Origin of the sequence: Burkholderia mycopellens (assembly GCF_964265025.1) — a bacterium.
Classification (GTDB): domain Bacteria; phylum Pseudomonadota; class Gammaproteobacteria; order Burkholderiales; family Burkholderiaceae; genus Burkholderia.
Map to the genome: position 1 here is coordinate 2173062 of NZ_OZ183803.1, position 22555 is coordinate 2195616.

Annotated in this window: 19 protein-coding genes, 2 tRNA genes and 1 pseudogene; 9 read left to right on the plus strand and 13 right to left on the minus strand. The window is 66.2% G+C overall.

Going from position 1 to position 22555, the window contains the following annotated elements:
* Positions 1-110: 110 nt before the first annotated feature.
* Positions 111-1088 (plus strand): LysR family transcriptional regulator, encoded by a 978-nt coding sequence (locus ACPTTC_RS27990; protein ID WP_423394806.1) that lies wholly within the window; start codon positions 111-113, stop codon positions 1086-1088.
* Between the two features lie 8 nt (positions 1089-1096).
* Here the strand turns inward: ACPTTC_RS27990 and ACPTTC_RS27995 are convergent, their stop codons facing one another.
* Positions 1097-1840: an SDR family oxidoreductase gene (locus ACPTTC_RS27995; RefSeq protein ID WP_423394807.1), complete on the minus strand. Its 744-nt coding sequence runs from the start codon at positions 1838-1840 to the stop codon at positions 1097-1099.
* 103 nt (positions 1841-1943) lie between these two features.
* Between ACPTTC_RS27995 and ACPTTC_RS28000 the strand changes: the two genes are divergently transcribed.
* From ACPTTC_RS28000 to ACPTTC_RS28010, 3 genes are all read left to right on the plus strand, one after another.
* Positions 1944-2900 (plus strand): LysR substrate-binding domain-containing protein, encoded by a 957-nt coding sequence (locus ACPTTC_RS28000; protein ID WP_423394808.1) that lies wholly within the window; start codon positions 1944-1946, stop codon positions 2898-2900.
* A 142-nt stretch (positions 2901-3042) separates the two neighbouring features.
* Entirely contained in the window at positions 3043-4431 is a 1389-nt protein-coding gene (locus ACPTTC_RS28005; protein WP_423394809.1) for a nucleobase:cation symporter-2 family protein, read from the plus strand.
* Positions 4432-4709: 278 nt separating this feature from the next.
* Positions 4710-5135: an NUDIX hydrolase gene (locus tag ACPTTC_RS28010; protein WP_226194989.1), complete on the plus strand. Its 426-nt coding sequence runs from the start codon at positions 4710-4712 to the stop codon at positions 5133-5135.
* 76 nt (positions 5136-5211) lie between these two features.
* Here ACPTTC_RS28010 and ACPTTC_RS28015 read toward each other — a convergent pair whose 3' ends face one another.
* The 10 genes from ACPTTC_RS28015 to fdnG form a co-directional block, all read right to left on the minus strand.
* Positions 5212-5424, minus strand: coding sequence for a hypothetical protein (locus ACPTTC_RS28015; RefSeq protein WP_423394810.1), 213 nt, complete (start codon positions 5422-5424; stop codon positions 5212-5214).
* A gap of 205 nt (positions 5425-5629) precedes the next feature.
* Positions 5630-5725: transfer RNA gene (locus ACPTTC_RS28020), tRNA-Sec, on the minus strand.
* Between the two features lie 111 nt (positions 5726-5836).
* Positions 5837-6592, minus strand: coding sequence for a Fic family protein (locus ACPTTC_RS28025; RefSeq protein WP_423395726.1), 756 nt, complete (start codon positions 6590-6592; stop codon positions 5837-5839).
* 56 nt (positions 6593-6648) lie between these two features.
* Positions 6649-6744: transfer RNA gene (locus tag ACPTTC_RS28030), tRNA-Sec, on the minus strand.
* Between the two features lie 32 nt (positions 6745-6776).
* Entirely contained in the window at positions 6777-8702 is a 1926-nt protein-coding gene (selB, locus tag ACPTTC_RS28035) for a selenocysteine-specific translation elongation factor (RefSeq protein ID WP_423394811.1), read from the minus strand.
* Positions 8699-10138, minus strand: coding sequence for an L-seryl-tRNA(Sec) selenium transferase (selA, locus tag ACPTTC_RS28040; RefSeq protein ID WP_423394812.1), 1440 nt, complete (start codon positions 10136-10138; stop codon positions 8699-8701). Before selA ends, selB begins: the two co-directional genes overlap by 4 nt.
* A 73-nt stretch (positions 10139-10211) precedes the next feature.
* Positions 10212-11147, minus strand: coding sequence for a formate dehydrogenase accessory protein FdhE (gene fdhE / locus ACPTTC_RS28045; protein WP_175955214.1), 936 nt, complete (start codon positions 11145-11147; stop codon positions 10212-10214).
* Positions 11148-11254: 107 nt separating this feature from the next.
* Positions 11255-11881, minus strand: coding sequence for a formate dehydrogenase subunit gamma (locus tag ACPTTC_RS28050; RefSeq protein WP_039370262.1), 627 nt, complete (start codon positions 11879-11881; stop codon positions 11255-11257).
* Positions 11878-12792: a formate dehydrogenase subunit beta gene (gene fdxH, locus ACPTTC_RS28055; protein ID WP_175955212.1), complete on the minus strand. Its 915-nt coding sequence runs from the start codon at positions 12790-12792 to the stop codon at positions 11878-11880. The genes ACPTTC_RS28050 and fdxH overlap by 4 nt, the downstream gene beginning before the upstream one ends.
* A 10-nt stretch (positions 12793-12802) precedes the next feature.
* Positions 12803-15874, minus strand: a complete 3072-nt coding sequence (gene fdnG / locus ACPTTC_RS28060; RefSeq protein WP_423394813.1) for a formate dehydrogenase-N subunit alpha — start codon at positions 15872-15874, stop codon at positions 12803-12805.
* Positions 15875-16017: 143 nt separating this feature from the next.
* Here fdnG and ACPTTC_RS28065 point away from each other — a divergent pair, with 143 nt between their 5' ends.
* The 3 genes from ACPTTC_RS28065 (at position 16018) to ACPTTC_RS28075 (ending at position 19392) form a co-directional block, all read left to right on the plus strand.
* Positions 16018-16938, plus strand: a complete 921-nt coding sequence (locus tag ACPTTC_RS28065) for a YihY/virulence factor BrkB family protein (RefSeq protein WP_423394814.1) — start codon at positions 16018-16020, stop codon at positions 16936-16938.
* Between the two features lie 430 nt (positions 16939-17368).
* On the plus strand, positions 17369-18529 hold the full coding sequence (locus ACPTTC_RS28070) for a porin (protein ID WP_423394815.1): 1161 nt from the start codon (positions 17369-17371) through the stop codon (positions 18527-18529).
* 389 nt (positions 18530-18918) lie between these two features.
* Positions 18919-19392: a VOC family protein gene (locus ACPTTC_RS28075; protein ID WP_175967902.1), complete on the plus strand. Its 474-nt coding sequence runs from the start codon at positions 18919-18921 to the stop codon at positions 19390-19392.
* 151 nt (positions 19393-19543) lie between these two features.
* Here ACPTTC_RS28075 and ACPTTC_RS28080 read toward each other — a convergent pair.
* Both ACPTTC_RS28080 and ACPTTC_RS28085 read right to left on the minus strand, forming a co-directional pair.
* Positions 19544-20238, minus strand: a pseudogene (locus tag ACPTTC_RS28080) (aminoglycoside adenylyltransferase family protein); the annotation flags it as partial.
* Between the two features lie 343 nt (positions 20239-20581).
* On the minus strand, positions 20582-21031 hold the full coding sequence (locus ACPTTC_RS28085) for an HU family DNA-binding protein (RefSeq protein ID WP_011355701.1): 450 nt from the start codon (positions 21029-21031) through the stop codon (positions 20582-20584).
* Here ACPTTC_RS28085 and ACPTTC_RS28090 point away from each other — a divergent pair.
* Positions 20931-21218, plus strand: coding sequence for a hypothetical protein (locus tag ACPTTC_RS28090; protein WP_226195287.1), 288 nt, complete (start codon positions 20931-20933; stop codon positions 21216-21218). The two genes, ACPTTC_RS28085 and ACPTTC_RS28090, sit on opposite strands and share 101 nt — an antisense overlap.
* A 70-nt stretch (positions 21219-21288) precedes the next feature.
* Positions 21289-22407, plus strand: coding sequence for an acyltransferase family protein (locus ACPTTC_RS28095; protein ID WP_423394816.1), 1119 nt, complete (start codon positions 21289-21291; stop codon positions 22405-22407).
* Positions 22408-22555 lie beyond the last annotated feature (148 nt).

The window sequence follows — 22555 nt, forward strand, 5'->3', positions numbered from 1 at the left end:
GTCATGCCGCCACTATAGGTGCGCATCACGACAGGCGCCAGACGCACCCGATTCAACTCATCGTTGCATCGAACGCCATGCCAAACCGCGTGGAGGCGTATCCTGTCTCCATGGAAGACATCGACCTGAACCTCGTCACCGCGCTCGACGTACTGCTGTCGGAAGGCAGCGTGACCGGCGCCGCGCGCCGGCTTGGCTTGAGCACGTCCGCAATGAGCCGCACGCTCACGCGGCTGCGGCTGTCCATCGGCGATCCGTTGCTCGTGCGCGCGGGGCGCAAGCTCGTGCCGACGCCGCACGCAGCGGCGTTGCGCGACCGCGTGCACGCGATCGCCAGCGATGCGCGCACGGTGCTGCGGCCGGCAACGGCCGACGTGGACATCGCGACGCACGCATCCACGTTCACGATCCGCACGGCCGCATCGTTCATGGAAATGCTGGCCGGCCCGGTGGTCGCCGCACTCGGCGAAATCGCGCCGCAGGTGCGCATCCGCTTCGTCCCGAAGCCCGACCGCGATCCGCAAGCCCTGCGCGACGGCGCCGTCGACCTGGAAATCGGCAAGCGCGGCGACGATGCACCCGAGTTGCACACCCGCATGCTGTTTCGCGACTGGCACGTCGCGGTGGCACGCGCCGGACACCCGCTGTTCGCATCGGGCAGGATCACGCCGGCGCGCTATGCGGCCTGCCATCACGTGATCGCGTCGCAGCTCGGCGATTTCGGCGGGCCGGCCGACCACTCGACCGACCAGGCCGGCCCGCACCGCACCGTGCACGTCGTCGTACCGGGCTACCCCGATGCGATGCGGGTCGCGGCCAGCACCGACCTGATCGCGCTCGTGCCGCGCTCGAGCCTCGGCAATGCGTTCGCGCCGGGGCTCACGGAGGCCCTCGGGCTGCGCAGCTTCGAGATCCCGGTGCGCCTGCCCGAGATCCTCGTGTCCGCGCTGTGGCATCCGCGCATGCACGGCGATCCCGTGCATCGCCGCCTGCGCGAGGTGGTCATCGCCGTCTGCCAGCGCGCGTATCCGGAGGGCCGCGCGCCACGCCCGCCGGCGCGCCGCACCGGCACGCGCGCGGCGGGCTGACACGCGGCTCAGACCAGCCGGCCGCCGCCGTCGATGTGCAGGATCTCGCCGTTCATGAAGCCGTTACCCAGCAGGAACGCGATCGCTTCTCCCACTTCGTCGGCGCGCCCGACACGGCCGCCGGGCAACGCCGCCGCGGCGCCCGCGAGGATCGTGTCGCGCGCTTCCGGGCCGAACGCGTCGTACAGCGGCGTCTCGACGAAGCCCGGTGCGACGACGTTCACGCGAATCGGTTTCAATTCCAGCGCGAGCGACTGCGCCAGCGCCTCGACACCACGCACGGCGGCGGCAATGACGGACACGCCCTGCGCGGCCGGACGATCCGACAATTGCCCGCCGGTCAGCACGATCGAGCCGGTCGCGGGCATCCGCGGCAACGCCGCGCGGATCGCGTAGACCGGCCCGGCGATCCGCTCGTGCAGCGCGGCGAGCAGGTGATCGGGATCGGTCTCGTTCAGCTTGCCGGCAATGAACCGGCCGGCCGTGACGACCAGATGGTCGACGCGCGCGATCCCGTCAAAGGCAGCCTGCACCGCATGCCGGTCGGCGATGTGGGCCACCGCGATGCGCGCGCCGCCGATCGCCTGTGCGGCAGACTCGAGCTTCGCGCGGGTCCGGCCGACCAGCGTGACGCCGGCGCCTTTCGCCTTCACGGCGGCCGCGGCCTCGAGGCCGATTCCGGAGCTCCCGCCGAATACCACGACGTGCGCTCCGTTCAGTGGCGAAGATTGCGTTGCCTCGTTCATGTTCATGTCGACTCCTCATCAGGGATTGAAGGTTCGCGAACGTTAGGTCATTCTCAATTGCGCGGGAACATGGGAGACTTGAATAAGGTTCATGCCATAAAGGAATAAGATGGATTCGCTGCGATCCATGCGCGTGTTCGTCCGCGCGATCGAACTCGGCAATTTCTCGGCCGTCGCGCGCGAGGAAGGCACCGGCCAGCCGACGATCAGCAAGATCGTCGCCGCGTTCGAACGGGAACTTGGCGTTCGTCTCCTGGAACGCTCGACCACGAGCCTCGCGCCCACCGACGAAGGCCGCCGGTTCTACGATCGCTGCAAGCGCGTGATCGACGAATACGCGAGCGCGGTGGCCGAGGTGCGCGGGCAAACGGTGCGGCCGGTCGGCAAGCTGGTCGTCAATGCGCCGCTGGGGCTGGGCGAGCTGAGACTGAACGCGCTCGTGCTCGAATTCCTCGCCGCGTGGCCGGAAATCGAGGTCGAACTGCAACTGACCGACCGCGTGATCGACCTGGTCGAAGAAGGCGTCGACGTCGCGATTCGCCTCGGCCACTTGCTGCCGCCGGATGCCGTGGCCCGGCACATCGCGTCATCGCCGCGCCTGCTGGTCGCCACGCCGGGGTACGTGTCGCAGGCGCCGACGCTCCGCCGGCCGGACGACCTCGCGAAGCACGAGTATGTCGGCTACGCGCGCGCGGACATCGGCAACGAACTGACCTTCGCCCGCGGCGACGAGCAAGCCGTCGTTCCGGTGCGTGGCCGGTATCGCGTGAACAGCTCGATGGCCCTGCGGGAATGCTTCCTGGCAGGCAACGCGGTAGGCAGCGGGCCTGCGTGGCTCGTTCAGGACCTGATCGACAGCGGCCAACTCGTGCGGTTGCTGCCGAAGTGGGACATGGTGCCGCCGCACGCGCTGCACCTCGTGTACGCGTCGCGCCGGTATCTGCCGCTTCGGACCCGCACGTTCCTGCAGTTCATGGAGCGGCGGATTCCGGCGCTGCCCGGGTTCCATGCGACTACCGCCCCGACTGACATCCCGACTGCGCCCGCCTCGCGGCAGGCCCGCTGACCGACGGGCGCCGCGGCCACGGCCGGCCCGGGCGCCGATCCGCCGCCGTTTTCCCGATCCGTCGAATCCCCGCTATCGCAGCGGCGCCGGCTGGCCGTTCGGCTAAAATGCCGCACTTTCCACCTTGTCCGGCCCGCTCGCCATGCATCCCGCCTCCCCCGCCCAGTCCGCCGTCCACGGCGCCGACGCCGCCGATTCGGCCCGCGACCTCGTCTACGGCCCGAACGACCGGCCGGCGCCGATGGTCGCCTTCGTCGCCGCGCTGCAGCACCTGCTGGCGATCATCGTGCCGATCGTCACGCCCGGCCTGCTGATTTGCCAGGCGCTCGGCGTGTCCAGCCGCGATACGACCCTGATCGTGTCGATGTCGCTCATGATTTCCGGCCTTGCCACCTTCGTCCAGTGCAAGCGCTTCGGCCCGCTCGGCGCCGGCCTGCTGATCGTCCAGGGCACGAGCTTCAACTTCGTCGGCCCGCTGATCGCCGGCGGCAGCCTGATGGTCAAGCAAGGCACACCCGTCGAGACCGTGATGGCCGCGATCTTCGGCGTCGTGATTGCCGGGTCGTTCGTCGAGATGGGCGTATCGCGCATCCTGCCGTTCGTGAAGCGCCTGATCACGCCGCTCGTCACCGGCATCGTCGTGCTATTGATCGGCCTCACGCTGATCAAGGTCGGCCTCATCAGCATGGGCGGCGGCTATGGCGCGATGGCCAAGGGCACGTTCGCGAGCGCGGAGAACCTGACGCTGTCCGGCCTCGTGCTCGGCACGATCATCCTGCTGAACCGTGTGCCGATCGTGTGGGTGCGCAGTACCGCGCTCGTCATCGCGCTCGTCATCGGCTATCTCGCGGCCGCGTTCCTCGGCCGCCTCGACTTCACCGGCATGCACCAGGCCGCGCTGTTCCAGGTCCCGACGCCGCTGCACTTCGGCATCGGCTTCTCGTGGTCGCTGTTCGTGCCGATGCTGATCATCTACCTCGTCACGTCGCTCGAAGCGATCGGCGACGTCACGGCCACCAGCAAGATCTCGAACGAGCCGGTCGAAGGCCCGGTGTGGATGCAACGGATCAAGGGCGGCGTGCTCGTGAACGGTGCGAACTCGCTGCTGGCCGGCGTGTTCAACACGTTCCCGAGCTCGGTGTTCGCGCAGAACAACGGCGTGATCCAGATCACCGGCGTCGCGAGCCGCTACGTGGGCATCTGGATCGCGGGGATGCTCGTGGTGCTCGGGCTGTTCCCGGTCGTCGCCGGCGTGCTGCAGGCCGTGCCGGAGCCCGTGCTCGGCGGTGCGGCGATGGTGATGTTCGGCGCGGTGGCCGCATCGGGCATCAACATCCTTGCCGGCGTCCATCTCGATCGTCGCGCGCTGCTGATCATTGCGGTGTCGCTCGCGCTCGGCCTCGGCGTGTCGCAAGTGCCGGACATCCTCAACAGCCTGCCGCACGCGCTGAAGAACGTGCTGGAATCGGGGGTGGCGACGGGCGGCATCTGCGCGCTCGTGATGAACTGGTTCCTGCCGGAGAAGAAGTAACCGGATGAATCGCACGACGTCGGGCTCCGTGCGACGCTTGCTCGCAGAGAAAGCGCGTACGGACGGTCCGGCGATCGTAACGCATCGCCGCGATGCGGCGCTGCATACCCCAACCTTCGCAAGGGCGCCCGGCCGGGCCGGTCCACGCCATGTGTCCCGCACCCCACCCTGCACTTTCGACGTGTCCCTGGACCATCGGCCGCGTGTCGACTGAGGTCAAACGTCAAACCCGGTCAGGCTGCCTTGGCCGATCAATTTGTGCTGGGTAGAATCACACCATGCCCCGAATCCCCGCACCCAATACCGCCCCCGAAGCGAGCGCCGCTCCGGTCAAGGAACGCGCGACCATCGTCTGCCACCGCGGCGAACAAGTTTTGCTCGTCGCCCGCGCGGCATCGCGCTGGGCCCTTCCCGGCGGCACGATCAAGCGCGGGGAAACGCCGCTCGAAGCCGCGCATCGCGAGTTGCGCGAAGAAACCGGGATGACCGGCCAGCCTCTCGTCTACTCGATGCAGTTCACCGGGCTCGCAAAGATCCATCACGTGTTCTTCGCGGAAGTCGGCCCGGACCATACGCCGCAAGCGAACAACGAGATCGCGAAATGCAAGTGGTTTCCGATCGACAGCGTCGACGGGTTGCGCGCGAGCATTCCGACGAAGCGAATCGTCGAACTCGTTTATCAACACGAAATCAGCAAGGCGTAGCGCGTGACGGACGAGCGCAGTGATGAGCCGGCGGACGGCTCGGATCGTCGTACGTGAATCAGCGGCGCGTGAGCGCTCAGTGCGAGCGCCTTCTTCGCAACTCGTGCGTGGAATAGACGACCAGGAAGATGCCCAGCATCGCAACACCGGACGCCATGAAGTCATTCGCGCTTCCCGAGCTTTGCAGGGACTTCGGGAAAATGCCGAGACTCAATCCCGCGACAGCAAGAAGCAATCCCGCAGCCACGCCCCAGATCGGTCCGGCGGTCCTTTCAATTTTATTTTTCATACAGCACCCGTCTACAGTCATTACCTGAACGGTATCGGCAGAAGACGCCGCATCTACCCTCAGTCGTTCCACTCCACTATAGCCGGGAAATAATTCGCATACCTTTGGTAATTTTCCCGATCAAGTTTCGTTGAGCGCGATCGCCGGCACAGTCCCGCAATTGCACGTGGATTGAAGCGTATCGGGTCGAAAAGAAAAGACGGGGTGGCGGAAGGCAGCAGGAGTCGAACCTACCCGGGATTGTCTGACACCCCCAACTGGATTTGAAGTCCAGCCGTACCACCGGATACGAATGCCTTCCGTGGGGAAAAGAACACCGGGCGGACGGTACATTTACCGGAGTCGAATTGATCGGCCCAGACAGGACGCTGCAGTGATCGGGCCGTCCCGACAGGCGTTCGGAATGGCTCGCCTACGGGCGCAACCCAAGCACGCCGAGATAGGCATCGAGTGAGCGCCGCACCGACTCGGCCACCAGGCGCGTAATGCCGCTGTAGTCGCCGGTCGTGCACGCGTCGTCCAGCGTATCGTAGTAAGCCAGCCGATCTTCCTTGCGAATGACCGCGGGCGGATAGCCAGACTTCATCAGTTCGAAATTCAGCAGCAACCGCCCCGTTCTTCCATTGCCGTCGACAAACGGATGGATCTTCACGAACCGCGTATGCAGTTCGGCGGCGCGTGCCACGGGATGCATCGCTCCCGCCTGCGTGTCCCAATCGATGAGCGCGGCCATTTCAGCCGGCAAATGCAGGAAATCCGGTGGCGTCGTGCTTGCGCCGGCGATCACGACGTTCTCCCGGCGATACCTGCCGGCCTCGCCGTCGTCGATCCCCTTCAATACCAGCCCGTGAATATTCCGGATCTGCCATTCGGACAGCGTTTCCTGCTTGCCGACGATTTCTTCGACATAGAGAATCGCGTCGCGATGATTGGTGGCTTCGAAATGCTCGCGCAGCGACTTTCCGCCGACCGTAATGCCTTCGAGCACAACCTTCGTTTCCCGCAAGGTCAGCGTATTGCCTTCGATCGCATTCGAATGATAAGTCCACTCCAGCATCAGCTTTTCGCGCAATGACGCCAGCGTATGCGGCGGAAGCGGACGCGCCGCGTCCAGCTTTGCCTTGTCGGCATCGACGGCTTCCAGCAGAAGCGATACGGACGAATCCATGAAATCACCAAAATCGACCAATGCGCGCCATTTTACTCCGCGTCGGGAATGGCGACTGGCGGAAGGCAGCAGGAGTCGAACCTACCCGGGAGCGTCTGACACCCCCAACTGGATTTGAAGTCCAGCCGTACCACCGGATACGAATGCCTTCCGTGGGGAAAAGAACCAAAAGAACAGCGAGCGCCTACGCCTGAATATCCGCCCAACCGCTGTCAGGCCGCAGGAAGTGAAGATCGCGGTGGAAGCGAGTATACCCAACCCGGTCGAAGAACTCGAGAATCTGGATCGCGCGCTTGCGGCCGAGCCCCGTCGCGTCGCGGAACGTCGCGGCATCGAGCCCGCCGCCGCGCGACGGTGCGAGATGCGCGACGAGTGCCGCCAGCTCACGCATGACGTCCGCGTGATAGAACAGGTCGCGCACGACCTGGTGCACGTCGCCACGCCGCGCGAGCTTGCGCAGCAAGGTCCGCACCGCGTCCTCGGCCGCGCCCGAGTCGCGGGCCAGGTCGCGCACCCACGGCGGGTCGAAGCGCCCCGCGTGGATCAGCGGCAGCAGTTGCCGCGCCAGTGCTTCCTCGCGCGAATCGAGGCGCACCGAATGCGACGGCAGATGCAACCACGGCCCGCTTCGCGCGACTTCGCCGCCGGCCACCAGCGCATCGACGAGCGCGCGCCACAGCGCATCGCCGGCGAGCGGCGCGGCCATCCGACGCAAGCGTGCGGCGTCGAGCCCCTGCTCGTCGGGCATGCGCTCGTGATACACACGCAGCGTATCGATCGCCCGCGTCTGCAGCGCACGCCAGTGCGCCCGGGCAATCACCGCGCCGTCGTTCGACGCGGCATCGCGCTGCCCGATCGCCAGCGCGTCTTCCGGCAGCGCCAGCGCATTCGGCGCGAAACCCGTCAGATGCGTGAGCATTGCGCGCGGGATGCCGAGCGGCGCCTGCGCGAGCAGCGCATCGAGACAGCCTTCGTCGAGCCATTCGGCCAGCGCGTCGAGCCACGCGCGACGCTGAGGCGTCCGACGCTTGCGCGCCGGCCCGAACGGATCGAGCACGCGGCCGCCGCCGATCGTGCGCGTCGCCTGCGGATTGCGGACGATGAACCGGTCGCCCGGCAGCGCAAACACCGGCTCGTCGAATACCAGTTGCACGCGCATCCGCTGGCCGGCCGCGAGCGTATCGCCGTCGAGCAGCGCGACATGCGCGACGCGATGCAGCGTGCCGAGATGCACGTGCAGCGGCGCCCAATGCGTCAGCGTGAGCCCCGCATCCGCGAGCAGCGTCAGGTCGACGTCGAGACGCGGCGACGTCGCGACGAGCCGCGCATCGGCGACGGTATCGCCGCGCTCGACATCGGCCTTGTCGACACCTGCCAGATTCAGCGCGCAACGCTCGCCCGCGCGGCCGGCCTCGACCGGCCGGTTCTGCGCATGGATGCTGCGCACGCGCGCCGCGCCGCCCGTTCGCACGATCGCGAGCGTGTCGCCGGTCACGACGCGGCCCGAGAACGCCGTACCCGTCACGACGGTGCCCTGCCCCGCGAGCGTAAACACGCGATCGACCGCGAGCCGGAACAGCCCGTCGTCGCGTCGGGCGCGCCACGCGATCGCTGCGTCCGCCAGATAACGCTTCAACGCGGCGACGCCCGGATCGTCCACAGCCGTCGCACGCGTTTCGAAAATCGGCACGCCGGCCAGCGTCGAGTCGTTCAACCACGTGACGATCTCGTCGCGCACTTCGGCCACGCGCGCAGCGTCGACGCGATCGCACTTCGTCAGCGCGACGGCGCCGTGCGTGACGCCAAGCAGCTGCAGGATTGCGAGATGCTCACGCGTCTGCGGCATCACGCCGTCGTCGGCGGCGATCACGAGCAGCGCGAAGTCGATCCCGCATGCGCCGGCCGCCATCGTATGAATCAGCTTCTCGTGGCCCGGCACGTCGATCAGGCCGAGCACGTCGCCATTGTCGAGCGGCGTATACGCATAACCGAGTTCGATCGAGATGCCACGCGCCTTTTCTTCTTTCAGGCGATCGGTGTCGACACCCGTCAGCGCGCGCGCCAGCGTCGTCTTGCCGTGATCGATGTGTCCGGCGGTACCGACGATCATGCAGCGGCCCCCGCGAGCCGCACGCATTGCGCGACGAACGCCGCCTCGTCGGCGGCTTCGAGGCAGCGCAGGTCGAGTCGCAGTGCCTGATCGGCGACGCGGCCGATCACCGGGCGCGGCCATTCGCGCAGCCGTTTCTCGAGCTGAGCAAGCGCGCGGCCGCTGCGTTTGCCGTCCGCCGTGCGCACGACGAGCCCGGCGCTCGGCAACTGGTCGACCGGTAGCGCGCCGCTGCCGATCTGGCTGAACATCGGTTCGACCGTCACGTCGAAACCGCCGCCGAGCGCGGCCTGCAGCGCCGGACGCACACGTTCGGCAGCCTCGGCGATCTCGCGCTGCGGGCGCGTCAGCAGGCGCAGCGTCGTGAGCCGGTCACGCAGGAACTCGGGGGACTGGTAAAGGCGCAGCACGGGCTCGAGCGCCGCGAGCGTCAGCTTGCCGACGCGCAATGCGCGCTTGAGCGGATGTTTCTTGATCTTCGCGATCAGCGCGCGATCGCCGACGATCAGGCCGGCCTGCGGCCCGCCGAGCAGTTTGTCGCCGCTGAACGTGACAACGTTTGCGCCGGCGGCAACGGTTTCCTGCACGGTCGTCTCGTGCGGCAGGCCCCATTGCGACAGGTCGGCGAGCGTGCCGCTGCCGAGATCGACGGCAATCGGCAGTCCGTGCTCGCGCGCAAGCGGCGCGAGCTCGGCGAGCGTCGCTTCCTTCGTGAAACCGCTGATCGCGTAGTTGCTGCAGTGCACCTTCATCAGCAGCGCGGTGCGCGGGCCGATGGCGTCCGCATAGTCGTGCAGATGGGTGCGGTTGGTCGTGCCGACTTCGCGCAGCCTGGTGCCCGCGCGGCTCATGATGTCGGGAATGCGGAATGCGCCGCCGATCTCGACCAGCTCGCCGCGCGACACGACGACTTCCCGCTTCGTCGCGAGCGCCGACAGCGCAAGCAACACGGCCGCCGCGTTGTTGTTGACGACGGTCGCGGCTTCCGCGCCCGTCAGTTCGCACAGCAGATCGTCGATCAGGTCGTCGCGATCGCCGCGGCGGCCCGTGGCGAGGTCGAACTCGAGGTTGACCGGCCGCGTCAGCACGTCGACCACCGCGCGCACCGCGTCGTCGGGCAACAGCGCGCGCCCGAGGTTCGTGTGCAGCACGGTGCCGGTCAGGTTGAACACGGCGCGCACCGTGCCGGCGCTCTGCGCGGCCAGCGTGCGCTCGACCGCAGCGGCGATGCGCGGCTCGTCGAGCGGTTCGGCCGCAGCCGGATCGTGCTGCGCGGCGGTACGCCAGCGTTCGAGCTCGGCACGCACGGCGTTCAGCACGCGCGTGCGGCCGTAGTCCGTGATGAGCGGTTGCAGCGGCGCCGACGACAGCACACGCTCGACAGACGGCACGCGCGCCAGCACCGCATTCAGTTCATTCACACCCGGTTCGGTCACGTCGTTGTGGCTCCAGTCTCATGCTTCGCAGTGGGCCGGCGCCGGTGCTCGCGCACCGCCTCGGCCCCTGCCGTCAATTCGCGTCCCGCGAGACATCCGGCCACAGCAGCGGGTTCGGCGAACTGCGCTGGTAGCCGGCCTCGTTCATCAGCAGGTCGAGCGTGAGACTCGCGAGATCGTCCGCCAGCGGCTCGAATTCGTAGTCCTTCTCCTGATAGCCGATCTTGCGATAGGTCTTGCACTCGTCGCACGACTCTGCCTTGACGGCTTCGCTGCCGCCCTCGATCCCGTGATACGCGATGCCCTTCGTCGAATCGCAGTGCGAGCACTTCGTGCGCACCATGTGCCACTCGGTCGTGCACAGCCCGCATTGCAGGAAACGGTAACCCTGGTACTGGCCGCCCACCCGCACGACGCTCGCGACCGGATGCGTGCCGCACACGGGGCACAGCCCCGGCTGGTCGAGATACGGGACGTCAGCCGGCGCAACGCGGCTTGCGAGGTCCGTCCAGACGACCTGCAGCGCGGCCATCAGGAACGGCGCGGTAGCCGGGTCGACTTCGGCGAAACGCAGCGCGAGGATCGCGTCGGCTTGTGCGTCGAGTTCGGCGGGCGCCATCAGGCGCAGCCGGTCGAGCAGCTTCGCGAGCTGCGGGTTGACAAGCCCCGCGCCTTCGACGCGGTCGAGCAGTTCGTACAGCACGGCACGCCAGCGCGGATCGCGCTCGCCGTCGAGCGCCGGCACGAGCGGCATCGAATGCTGCTGCGCACGCGCGATCGCTTCCTTCGACGGCAGCGGCAGCTCGAGTGTTTGCAGTGTCGCGTGCTGCGCATCGGCGACGGTGGCCATCAGCCGCAGGTAGCCGCTGATCGGGTTCAGGTCGGCCAGCTTGCGCAGCCGCGCGGCGCGCGCCGAGAACGCGGTGGCGCGCTCCGGCAGGCGAAAGCGCGGGATGGCCGAATGATCGAGTGCCGAGATCTCGGTCGGTTCGAGAATGCGTTGTGTCACAGATATGTCTTCCAAATAAACAAGCGCCGACAAGTCGGCGCTTCAGGCGGTTCCGACGGCTGACGGGCCAGCCCGCCGCGATCGGCGAGCCGCCCCGCTCCGGTGCGTTATTTCACGCTTTCACGGAACCACTTCGGGTGATGCTTGCGAGCCCAGCCCAGCGTGACGGTGCCGCGCACCATCGCGCCGATCGAGCCCTTCACCCACAACGCCGCGTAAATGTGCACGATGATGCTCGCGATCAGCACGAAGGCCGCCACGGCATGCACGACAGCGGCCGCGCGGATCACCCCGATCGGGAAGTAGAACGAGAAGTAGCGCCGCCAGATCACGACTCCCGACAGCAGGAGCAGCAACAGGCACGCCACCAGCGTAAAGAATAGCAGCTTCTGTCCGGCGTTATAGCGCCCGACAGGCGGCAGCTTGTCTTCCTGGTTGGTCAGCACGTCGCCGATCTGCTTGAGCCACTGCCGGTCGTCCGCGTCGAGCGCGTTGTGATGCCAGAAGCGCACCACCAGGATCGCGAACGACACGAACATCACGAGGCCGACGAACGGATGCAGGATCCGCGTCCACTGGCCGCCGCCGAACAGCGCGGTCAGCCAGAACATCGACGGATGGAACAGCGCGAGCCCGGACAGCGCGAGCAGCACGAACGTGATCGCGGTGATCCAGTGGTTCGTGCGCTCGTTCGCCGAGTAGCGGACGATCAGGTTGGGGTCGTCGTGCTTCATTTCGCGTCCTCCTTGATGCGTCGCGCCTCGTCGCGCGCGGCCGCTTCCTCTTCGTCGCTCACCTCGTTCGGACCGACCCGGACATAGTGGAAGAACCCGGCGAGCGCGGTCAGCGCGATGCCCGCGACCGCGAGCGGCTTCGCGATGCCCTTCCACAGCTTCACCATCGGGCTGATCGACGGGTTGTCGGGCAGCCCGTGGTACAGCGACGGTTGATCGGCGTGGTGCAGCACGTACATCACGTGCGTGCCGCCGACGCCCTGCGGATCGTACAGCCCCGCATGCTCGAAGCCGCGCTCCTTCAGGTCCTCGATCCGCTCGGCCGCATGCTGCTTCATGTCCTCCTTGGTGCCGAACACGATCGCGCCGGTCGGGCAGGTCTTCACGCAGGCCGGTTCCTGGCCGACCGCGACGCGGTCGGAACAGAGCGTGCACTTGTAGGCGCGATGATCCTTCTTCGAGATCCGCGGAACGTTGAACGGGCAGCCGGTCACGCAATAGCCGCAACCGATGCAGTTCTCCTCGTGGAAATCGACGATCCCGTTGTTGTACTGCACGATCGCGCCCGGCGACGGACACGCCTTCAGGCAGCCCGGATCCTCGCAGTGCATGCAGCCGTCCTTGCGGATCAGCCACTCGAGGTCGCCCGCCGGGTTCTCGTATTCGGAGAACCGCATGACCGTCCACGAATGCTCGGTCAGGTCGGCCGGGTTGTCGTACACGCCGACGTTGGTGCCGATTTCGTCGCGCAGGTCGTTCCACTCCATGCATGCGGTCTGGCATGCCTTGCAGCCGATGCACTTCGATACGTCGATCAGCTTCGCGACACTCCCGGTCACCGGTTCACGCACCGTGGGCGGTGGCGTCGTGGTGGCCGAGACGCGCTTGATATCCAGCGATTGCAATGCCATCTCTTTCCCCTTACGCCTTTTCGACCTTCACCAGGAACGACTTGAATTCCGGTGTATAGGAGTTGCCGTCACCCACGGACGGAGTCAGGGTATTGGCGAGATAGCCGGGCTTCGTCAGACCCTTGAAGCCCCAGTGCAACGGGACGCCGACCGTCTGGACCTTCTTGCCGTCGACCGTCAGCGGCTTGATCCGCTTCGTGACGAGGGCAACCGCGATGATGTAGCCGCGCTTGGACGACACCTTCACGCGCTCGCCGTGCGCGACGCCGACTTCCTTCGCGAGGTCTTCGCCGATCTCGACGAATTGCTCGGGCTGGATGATCGAGTTCAGCCGCGCATGCTTGGTCCAGTAGTGGAAGTGCTCGGTCAGCCGGTACGTCGTCGCCACGTGCGGGAAGTCCGCCACCTTGCCGAACGACGCGCGGTCGTCCGGGAACACGCGGGCAGCCGGGTTGTTCAGCGCCTGCGGGTTGTTCGGGTGCAGCGGGTTCGCGTCGAGCGGCGTCTCGAACGGCTCGTAGTGCTCGGGGAACGGACCTTCGTTCATCCCCGCCCGTGCGAAGAAGCGCGCGACGCCCTCCGGGTTCATGATGAACGGCCCCATCCCGTTTTCCGGGGGTTCGTCCGCCTTGAAGTCCGGGATATCGGGGCCCGCCCACGCCTTGCCGTTCCAGCCGATCAGCTTGCGGGTCGGGTCGAACGGCTTGCCGCTTACGTCGCACGAAGCGCGGTTGTACAGGATTCGCCGGTTCGCCGGCCACGCCCACGCCCAGTTCAGCGTCTGGCCGATGCCGGTCGGATCCGAGTTGTCGCGCCGCCCCATCTGGTTGCCGGCCTGGGTCCATGCCCCGCAGAAAATCCAGCAGCCGCTCGCGGTCGTGCCGTCGTCCTTCAGTTGCGCGAACCCGGCGAGCTGCTCGCCCTTCTTCACGAGCGTCTTCGTCGGATCCTTCGGATCGGGCAGATCGGCGAGCGCCCGCCCGTTGAACTCCATCGCGAGCTCCTGGGGCGTCGGGCTTTCCGGGTTCGCGTACGGCCAGCTCAGGTTCACGATCGGATCCGGATACTTGCCGCCGTCCGCCTGGTACATCTTGCGCATGCGCAGGAACAGCCCCGACATGATCTCGAGGTCGCTCTTCGCTTCGCCCGGCGGCTCCGCACCCTTCCAGTGCCATTGCAGCACGCGGCTCGAGCTCACGAGCGAGCCGTCTTCCTCCGCGAAGCACGTCGTGGGCAAACGGAACACCTCGGTCTGGATCTTCGACGCATCGACGTCGTTGTAGTCGCCATGATGCTTCCAGAACTCGGAGGTTTCGGTCGCGAGCGGATCCATGATCACGAGCCACTTGAGCTTCGCGAGCCCCGCGGCCGTCTTCACCTTCGACGGCGCCGCCGCGAGCGGGTTGAAGCCCTGGCAGATGTAGCCGTTCATCTTGCCGGCATTCATCAGCTCGATCGCCTGCAACAGGTCGTACTGCTTGTCCAGCTTCGGCAGGTAGTCGTAGCCCCAGTTGTTCTCGGCCGTGGCGGCATCGCCCCACCACGACTTCATGAAGCTGACGTGGAACGCCTTGTAGTTCTTCCAGTAGCTCAGCTGGTTGGGCCGCAACGGCTGCTGCGTGCGCTTGTTGATGTAGCCGTCGAAATCCTGCTCGGACTGCATCGGCAGCGTCATGTAGCCGGGCAGCAGGTTCGACATCAGCCCGAGGTCGGTCAGCCCCTGGATGTTCGAGTGGCCGCGCAGCGCGTTCATCCCGCCGCCGGCGATGCCGATGTTACCGAGCAGCAACTGCACCATCGCGCCGGTGCGGATCATCTGCGCGCCGACCGAGTGGTGCGTCCAGCCGAGCGCGTACAGGATCGTGCCGGCCCGGCCGGGAACGGCCGTGGTCGCGAGCATCTCGCACACCTTCAGGAACTTCTCCTTCGGCGTGCCGCACGTCTGCTGGACCATGTCCGGCGTATAGCGCGCGTAGTGCTGCTTCAGCAGGTTGTACACGCAACGCGGATGCTGCAGCGTCGGGTCGACCTTCACGAAGCCGTCGTCACCGCGCTCGTAGTCCCAGCTCGATTTGTCCGGGTACGCGTGCTTCTGGGCGTCGTAGCCGGAATAGATGCCGTCGTTGAACGCGAAATCCTCGCGCACGATGAACGAGAAGTCCGTGTAGTTCTTCACGTACTCATGCTGGATCTTGTCGTTCGTCAGCAGATAGTTGATGACGCCGCCCAGGAAGACGATGTCGGTGCCGGTGCGGATCGGCGCGTAGTAGTCGGCCACCGAGGCCGTACGCGTGAAGCGCGGGTCGACGACGATCAGCCGCGCCTTGCGGTGCGCCTTCGCCTCCGTTACCCACTTGAAACCGCACGGATGGGCCTCGGCTGCATTGCCGCCCATCACGAGAATCACGTCCGCGTTCTTGATGTCGACCCAATGGTTCGTCATCGCTCCACGGCCAAACGTCGGGGCAAGACCTGCCACCGTCGGGCCATGTCAGACACGCGCCTGATTGTCGAATGCGAGCATTCCCAGACTGCGGACAGTCTTGTGCGTCAGGTAGCCGACCTCGTTGCTGCCGGCCGACGCGGCCAGCATGCCGGTGGTCAGCCAGCGGTTGACCTTCGCGCCGTCTTCCGCCGTCTCGACGAAGTTCGCGTCGCGATCGGCCTTCATCAGCTTCGCGATGCGGTCGAGCGCGTCATTCCACGAGATCGGTTCCCACTTGTCCGAACCGGGCGCACGATACTCGGGGTGCGTCAGGCGGCTCGGGCTGTGGATGAAATCGATCAGGCTCGCGCCCTTCGGGCACAGCGTGCCGCGATTGACGGGATGGTCGGGATCGCCTTCGATATGGATGATGCTCGCCTGGGCGTTCTTCGCGCCGTCTCCGAGGCTGTACATCAGGATGCCGCAACCCACTGAACAGTAAGGACAGGTGTTGCGCGTTTCGACTGTGCGCGCCAGCTTGTACTGTCGGACTTCGGCGAGCGCTTCGGATGGCGAGAAGCCCATCAGGGCTAGACTCGATCCGGCAAGCGACGTAGCCGTCACCTTCAGGAACTGGCGCCGGGACATTTGTAGCATGGCAGGTCTCGGCGTTATTGTGGGGGTGGGGAAACTGAAAGGAATTATAGACAGTCCACGCAACTATGTTCGATTCTTCGGATCAATTCTGAATTGTCCGATTATCAACGGTGACCGCCGCACGGCATCTCGACCGAATCCTCATGAAACGACAGATCACCACCGAGGCGACCCGCCTCGCACAACGACAGGCCAACTGGGCCCTCACCGCATTCAAGCGCTTCTCGTCCGACCGCTGCTCCGCGATGGCCGCGGGCATCGCGTTTTTCTCCGCGTTTTCGCTCGCGCCGATGCTCGTGATGGTGATCGCGGTCGCCGGCTGGTTCTACGGCGACGACGCCGCGCGCGGCCAGGTATTCGAACAGGCGCACCAGTTGATCGGAGACGACGCGGCGGCCAGCATCCAGACGATCGTGCAGAACGCGCACCGCGCGGGCGAGCGCGGCGGCCTCGCGACGCTGATCTCGTTCGCCGCGCTGGCGATCGGTGCGTCGGCCACCTTCGCGTCGCTCAGCGCCGCACTCAGCGTGATCTGGCCGGCCACCGAAAACCGCTGGTCGAGCATGCTTGGGCTGGTGCGCGTGCGGCTGATCTCGTTCGGGCTCGTGCTCGGCGTCGCGTTCCTCCTGATCGTGTCGCTCGTGCTCGATACCGCGATCACGTTCGTCGGCACCTGGCTGCTGGGCAATTCGCCGTATGTCGTCGTCACGAACGTCGTGCAGTTCTTCGTCGGCATCGCGGTGCTCGCGGCCGCATTCGCCGCGTTGATGAAGTTCCTGCCCGACGCGCGCGTCGCGTGGCGCGACGCCGCGGTCGGCGGCGTCGTGTCCGCGATCCTGTTCTCCGGCGGCAAGAAGCTGTTCGCGCTGTACCTCGCGCATGCGGGCACGGCCAGTGCGTTCGGCGCAGCCGGATCGTTCGCGGTCCTGTTGATGTGGTTGTACTTCTCCGCGATCGTGCTGCTGCTCGGCGCGGAATTCGCGGCGGCCCGCGGCGACGCGCATCGGCTTGCCGGTGTCGCATCGGCCGAATCCGCTCAAACCGAACGCGCGCGCGGCGACTGATTCGCCACCTCTCCGAAATGCGGCGCGCGCAGAGCCTCGCGCGCCGCGAAATGGCCTGCTACACGCCCGCCAAACTCCCGCAACCACGCTGTCCGCCGCGCATTCGCGCGGCGTTGGCGCGTTCGTTGCACGCCGGCACGTTCGCCGCTGCAACGGCAAACGTTTGCACGCGCTCATTTCGCTGCTCCAACCGGCCGAAACGGGGCCTCTGCCTCAATGTGCATCACACACTGAAACAATCGCCCCGCACCAATTGTCAACTATTTCAAAAACAGGAACAGTTGTTGATGTGCTTGATATATATGGACTTTTTGGTGCTGTTACCTTTTCGAGACACTTTATTTTTTAAGCTTTCTTGCGTCGATGGCACTGAGCTATTCTCCAATCCGCAACAAATAACGATGAATCACTTGCGTGGAGAAACTCAACGATGAAGAAACTTGCTCTCTCGACCCTCTCGCTCGCCCTGCTGGGCGCCGCCGGCGCTGCTCAGGCACAGTCGAGCGTGACGCTGTACGGCGTGATCGACACGTCGATCACCTATGTTCACGGTAACGCAGGTCAAGGCAACAATTCGTGGTCGATGGGTAGCGGCAACCTGCAAGGCAGCCGTTTCGGCCTGAAGGGTTCCGAAGACCTCGGTGGTGGCCTGAAGGCGATCTTCCAGTTGGAAAACGGCTTCAACTCGGCATCGGGCGCATTGGGTCAGGGTGGTCGCATGTTCGGCCGCCAGGCATTCGTCGGCCTCCAAAGCGACCAGTACGGTACGGTCACGCTGGGTCGTCAGTATGACCCGCTCGTCGACCTGGTTCAGGCAGTCACGGCTGACAACTACTTCGGCAGCGTGTTCGCCACGCCGGGCGACGTCGACAACAACGACAACAGCCTGCGCGTCAGCAACGCAGTGAAGTACACGTCGCCGGTCTGGGCAGGCCTGCAAGTCGAAGCCATGTACGCATTCGGCGGTGTTGCCGGCGCAACCGGCAGCGGTCAGACGTGGGCAGCGGCAGCAGCCTACAACAACGGCCCGCTCGGCCTGGCTGCTGGCTACTTCCACGCAAGCAACTCGGCTCCGATCACCGCCGGCCGTCGCACCGGCTGGGCCGGTTCGTCCGACGCAATTTTCGACGGCGATCCGGGCACGACGTTCATCAACAACGCATTCACGTCGTCGTCGTCGATCGGCATCGCACAAGCGGCCGGCCAGTACGCATTCGGCCCGGTGACGGTCGGCCTCGGCTACAGCAACGCACAGTACAAGTCGGATGGCAGCTCGGCGTTCGGCACGAACCAGAAGTACAACACCGGCCGCGCATTCGTCACGTACCAGGCATCGGCACCGCTGCTGCTGGGTGTCGGCTACATCTACACGAAGGGTAGCGGCGACAACAACGGCAAGTACCATCAAGTTTCGCTCGGCGCGGATTACTCGCTGTCGAAGCGCACGGATGTCTACCTGGTTGGCGCGTACCAGCACGCAAGCGGCAAGAACGCGGACGGCAGCGATGCGCAAGCGTCGATCGGCTCGTACGGTATCGCCGGCAAGAGCTCGCAAGAGCTGGTCGCTCTCGGCCTGCGCCACAAGTTCTAAAAACGACGTACCCGGCGTGCATGGCGTCTCCGACGCCTTGCCGCCGAACTGGAAAGCCAGTCATCGGTTTCGGCCGTGGCTGGCTTTTTTTTCGTCCGTCGCCGCCGGGCCGGCACGGCCCGCTCCCGCCGACGGCCGATACCTGGGCACCGAGGCACTTCAGCCGGCCGGCAGCGGCGCCTGGCGGCTGCAATACGCCGGAAACGCGATTTCCTGACGCAGGGGCCTCTCGCCGTGTGCGCGCCGGACGACTACCATCCGCACTGTCGGCGCCACGGATCCGGTGCAACGGCCACTTGCCCCGGCGTGTCGATCTCGGCGGTCTTCATCCGTCGTATCGAGGCCGGCACGCGATTTGCGCCCCGGCCAATGCAGACAGGAGATACGCCATGACGATTCAGAAGATCACGCCCTTCCTCTGGTATGCGGCGGAAGCCGAAGAAGCCGCGGCCTTCTATGCGGGCATCTTTCCGGATTCGCGCATCGTGCGCGTCACCGCGGTGCCCGGCACCGACGGCACGCGGATGGTCGAGTTCGAGCTGTTCGGGCAGCCGTTCTTCGCGATGAGCCACCCGCGCACCGACACGTTCAACCACGCGATCTCGCTGCTGGTCAGCTGCGCCGACCAGGCGGAGCTCGACCGCTACTGGAACGCCCTGCTCGACAACGGCGGCACGGCCGACGCCTGCGGCTGGCTCAGAGACCGCTACGGCGTCTCGTGGCAGATCGTTCCGGAAGCGCTGATCCCGATGATGTCCGACCGGGACACCGTCAAGGCCACGCGCGTGGCCGCCGCGATGATGCAGATGGTCAAGCTCGACGACGCCGCGCTGAAAGCCGCCTATGCCGGCACGGCGGGCTGACGAAGCAGCCCTCCGCACAGCGCGTGCGCGATGACGCGCCGGATCGCCGACAGGCATCCGGCTCGACCGCATGCGCGTGCGGCCGCCGCGCCGATGCCCGTGATCGTCGTCGGCTTCGCCCGCAAGCCGGACACGTGCGCGGCATCTGCGGCTACGGCGACAGCATCGATTCGACCGTTCGCCGCGCGTAGCCGATGAATTCGGCAAGGGGTTCACCCGACACGATCGCTGCATCCTCCTCGCCGCCGCGACATCTGGCCGGCAAGTTTCAGGCAAGCGTTCCAGTATCCATGTCACGGCGACGTCCTTGGGCGCGATCCTGCCGGTCGCGGCGCTGTACCCGATGCGCGCAAGCGTGAGCACCCCGTTGCATTCGTCACCGCGCCAGTTCGGTTCGGCATTCCACTGCGCAACGGTGGCCCATAGCGCGGCGACAAAATCCTGTGCCGGTACGTGCTCGAAAAGCGCCGCCGCTGCCGGGCCGGCCGGCACGACACTGTGCCGTCGCACCTTCGTCAACAGGATCGCCAGATCGTGATCGACGAGCGCCGGTTCGACGCTGCCGGCTTCGGGGTCGCGGCGCCGCCACTCGCCGAACTGCAGTTCGCGCCGCGCCGGGTGACGCCACGGTACGACTTCGTCGTGCGCGACGACGGTCGCTTCCAGTGCGCGCATGCCGCCGGCGCGACCGGGCGGCGCCGACACGGCAAGCAGGTCGAGCATCAACGCGCGTCGTGTCGGCTCGTCAGGGCGGGTCGACACCGTCACCAGCAGGTCGACGTCGCTGCGCGGTTTCAGCCCGCCGTCGAGCGCCGATCCGAACAGGTGGATCGCCTTCAGCGTCGCGCGCGATCGCGTCGCACGCCGCGGCGACCTGGGCTGCGATTTCGTCGGGAATGGTTTCCGTCGCGATGCGTGACCCTCGCGCTGCGCACGCATCCGGCGCAGCGAGCGCGACGGGCAGCGGCGGATCCGCTGCAAGCGCACAAGCGGATTGCCGTTCGTCATCGCGCGTGCGCGGCGCGTCTTCCGGAGTACGTCACGCGTCGAACCGGTCCTTCCGCCATATCGCGGCTTCGCTGCCGCGCGATTGGCGCAGCGCAATAAAAATCCCCGCACGCTTTCGCGTACGGGGATCGTCGGACATCGCAACGGCTGCCGACATGCATTCGGCAACCGCTGCGCGGCATTACGCTGCCGCGTCCTTCAGCTTCTTCAGCGCACGTGCCTTCACGCGCACGCTGGCCGGCTTCGCCGGGAACCAACGCTCTTCGCCCGTGAACGGATCCTTGCCGAAGCGCTTCTTCTTCGCCGGCACGACTTGTGCCGTGATCTTCAGCAGACCCGGCAGCGTGAACTCGCCCGCGCCCTTCTTGTGGACCGAGCCCAGCACGACGTTCTCGAGTGCGACGAGCACTGCCTTGACCGCCTTCACTTCGACAGCTGCGCGCTCAGCGATGTGCGTTGCGAGCGATGCCTTCGTGAACTTGTCCTTCAGCGGCGTCGGAGCGGCCGGTGCCGCCTTCGCGACAACCTTCTTGGCCACTACTTTCTTCGCGGGCGCAGCCTTTTTGGCAGCCACTTTCTTGGTGGCCGGTGCGGCAGCCTTTTTGGCCACCTTTTTAGCGGAAGTCGCCATGTTTCTCCTACCAGGTGTGGTCGTTGGATACACGAAGCGTGCAACGCGCGCGCTTCAACGCCGGATTCTACAAGCGCCGCGACGCTTCGTGCAGTACTTTTATGCGTTTTCGCGGGGTTTCCCGCAGGTTTTTTTGCATGCGACCGATTGCGTCGACGCTCCAGCATCGAAAAACGCCTTCACGTAGGCACCCGAACGCGAATTACGTTCGATATTTGCGCACCTATACTGGGCTCGCTCAATGCCCGGATGCCGCCATGCGCGAAGCCAGATACGTCAAAGGACTCGACGGCCTGCGAGCCCTCGCCGTCATCCTCGTTTTCCTGTCCCACAAGGGCCACGTCCTTGCCGTCGACGTCGGCAAGCTGGGCGTGTGGACGTTTTTCCTCATCAGCGGATTCCTGATCGTCGGCGAGCTGCATCGCAACCGCCAGGCGGTCGAGCGCGGCGCCATGACGCGCCGCCATGCGCTCGCGCTGTTCCTCGCGAAACGCGCGCTGCGGATCTTTCCCGTCTATTACCTGCTGCTCGCCGCGCTCGCGATCGCGCACGCGCTGTTCTACCAGCGCGACGTCAATCTCGGACTCGCGTGGCACGCGGCGTTCCTGTCGAATTACTGGATCGGCGTCGTCAAGGACGGCTGGCCGGGCTCCACGTCGCACTTCTGGAGCCTCGCAGTTGAACAGCAGTTCTATCTGATTGCGCCGCTCGCGCTGCTCGCGCTGCCGGCCGCGCGACACGTCGCGCTCGGCATCGCGGCCGTCGTGCTGGGCGCACTCGCGCATCTCGCGCTCTACCTGTGCGACGCGTCGCCGGTGCTGATCTACGCATTTTCGCCGTGGAATTTCGCGCTGATCGCGCTCGGTGGCGTCGGCGCGATCGTGCTCGCCGATCGCGGTGCGGCCGCCGTGCGCCGCGTTCCGCCCGGCTGGCTCGGCGCGGCAGGCCTCCTGTTCTTTCTCGTGCTGCCCGCTTGCACGGCGTTGCCCGGCACGATCGCGGGGCTCGCGGATCTCGGCCTGTCCGCCTCGCTCGGCGCCCTGCTACTGTGGATCGTCAGCGAACCCGAGCATCCGGTCGTGGCGCTGCTCGACCGGGCGCCGCTCGCCTATCTCGGCACGATCAGCTACGGCTTCTACCTGTTCCACAACCTGATTCCGGCGCGTTTCGGCGTGCTGCCTGCGCACGTCGCGCACGTGGCCATACCGGAAATCGTCCGCGACACGCTACCCGAGATGCTGCAGTTCGCGCTCGCCGTGCTGCTCGCGCACCTGTCCTGGCGCTATCTCGAAAAGCGACTGCTCGATTTCAAGAAGCCGGTCGCCGCGATGCTGGCCCGGCATTTCGTCGCGCGGCCGGGCACGTCGGCACGTTGAACGCCGTACGGATGCGGCGACGATCGAACGTGGAAACCGCGATTCAGGCCACAACCCGGAGCTGACACTCGGTAAGCGAGGCGTCGCCGCGTCGCTTCAGCGACCGGCGCCGGTAGAACCGGTGCGGTCACAAACGTCGATGTACATC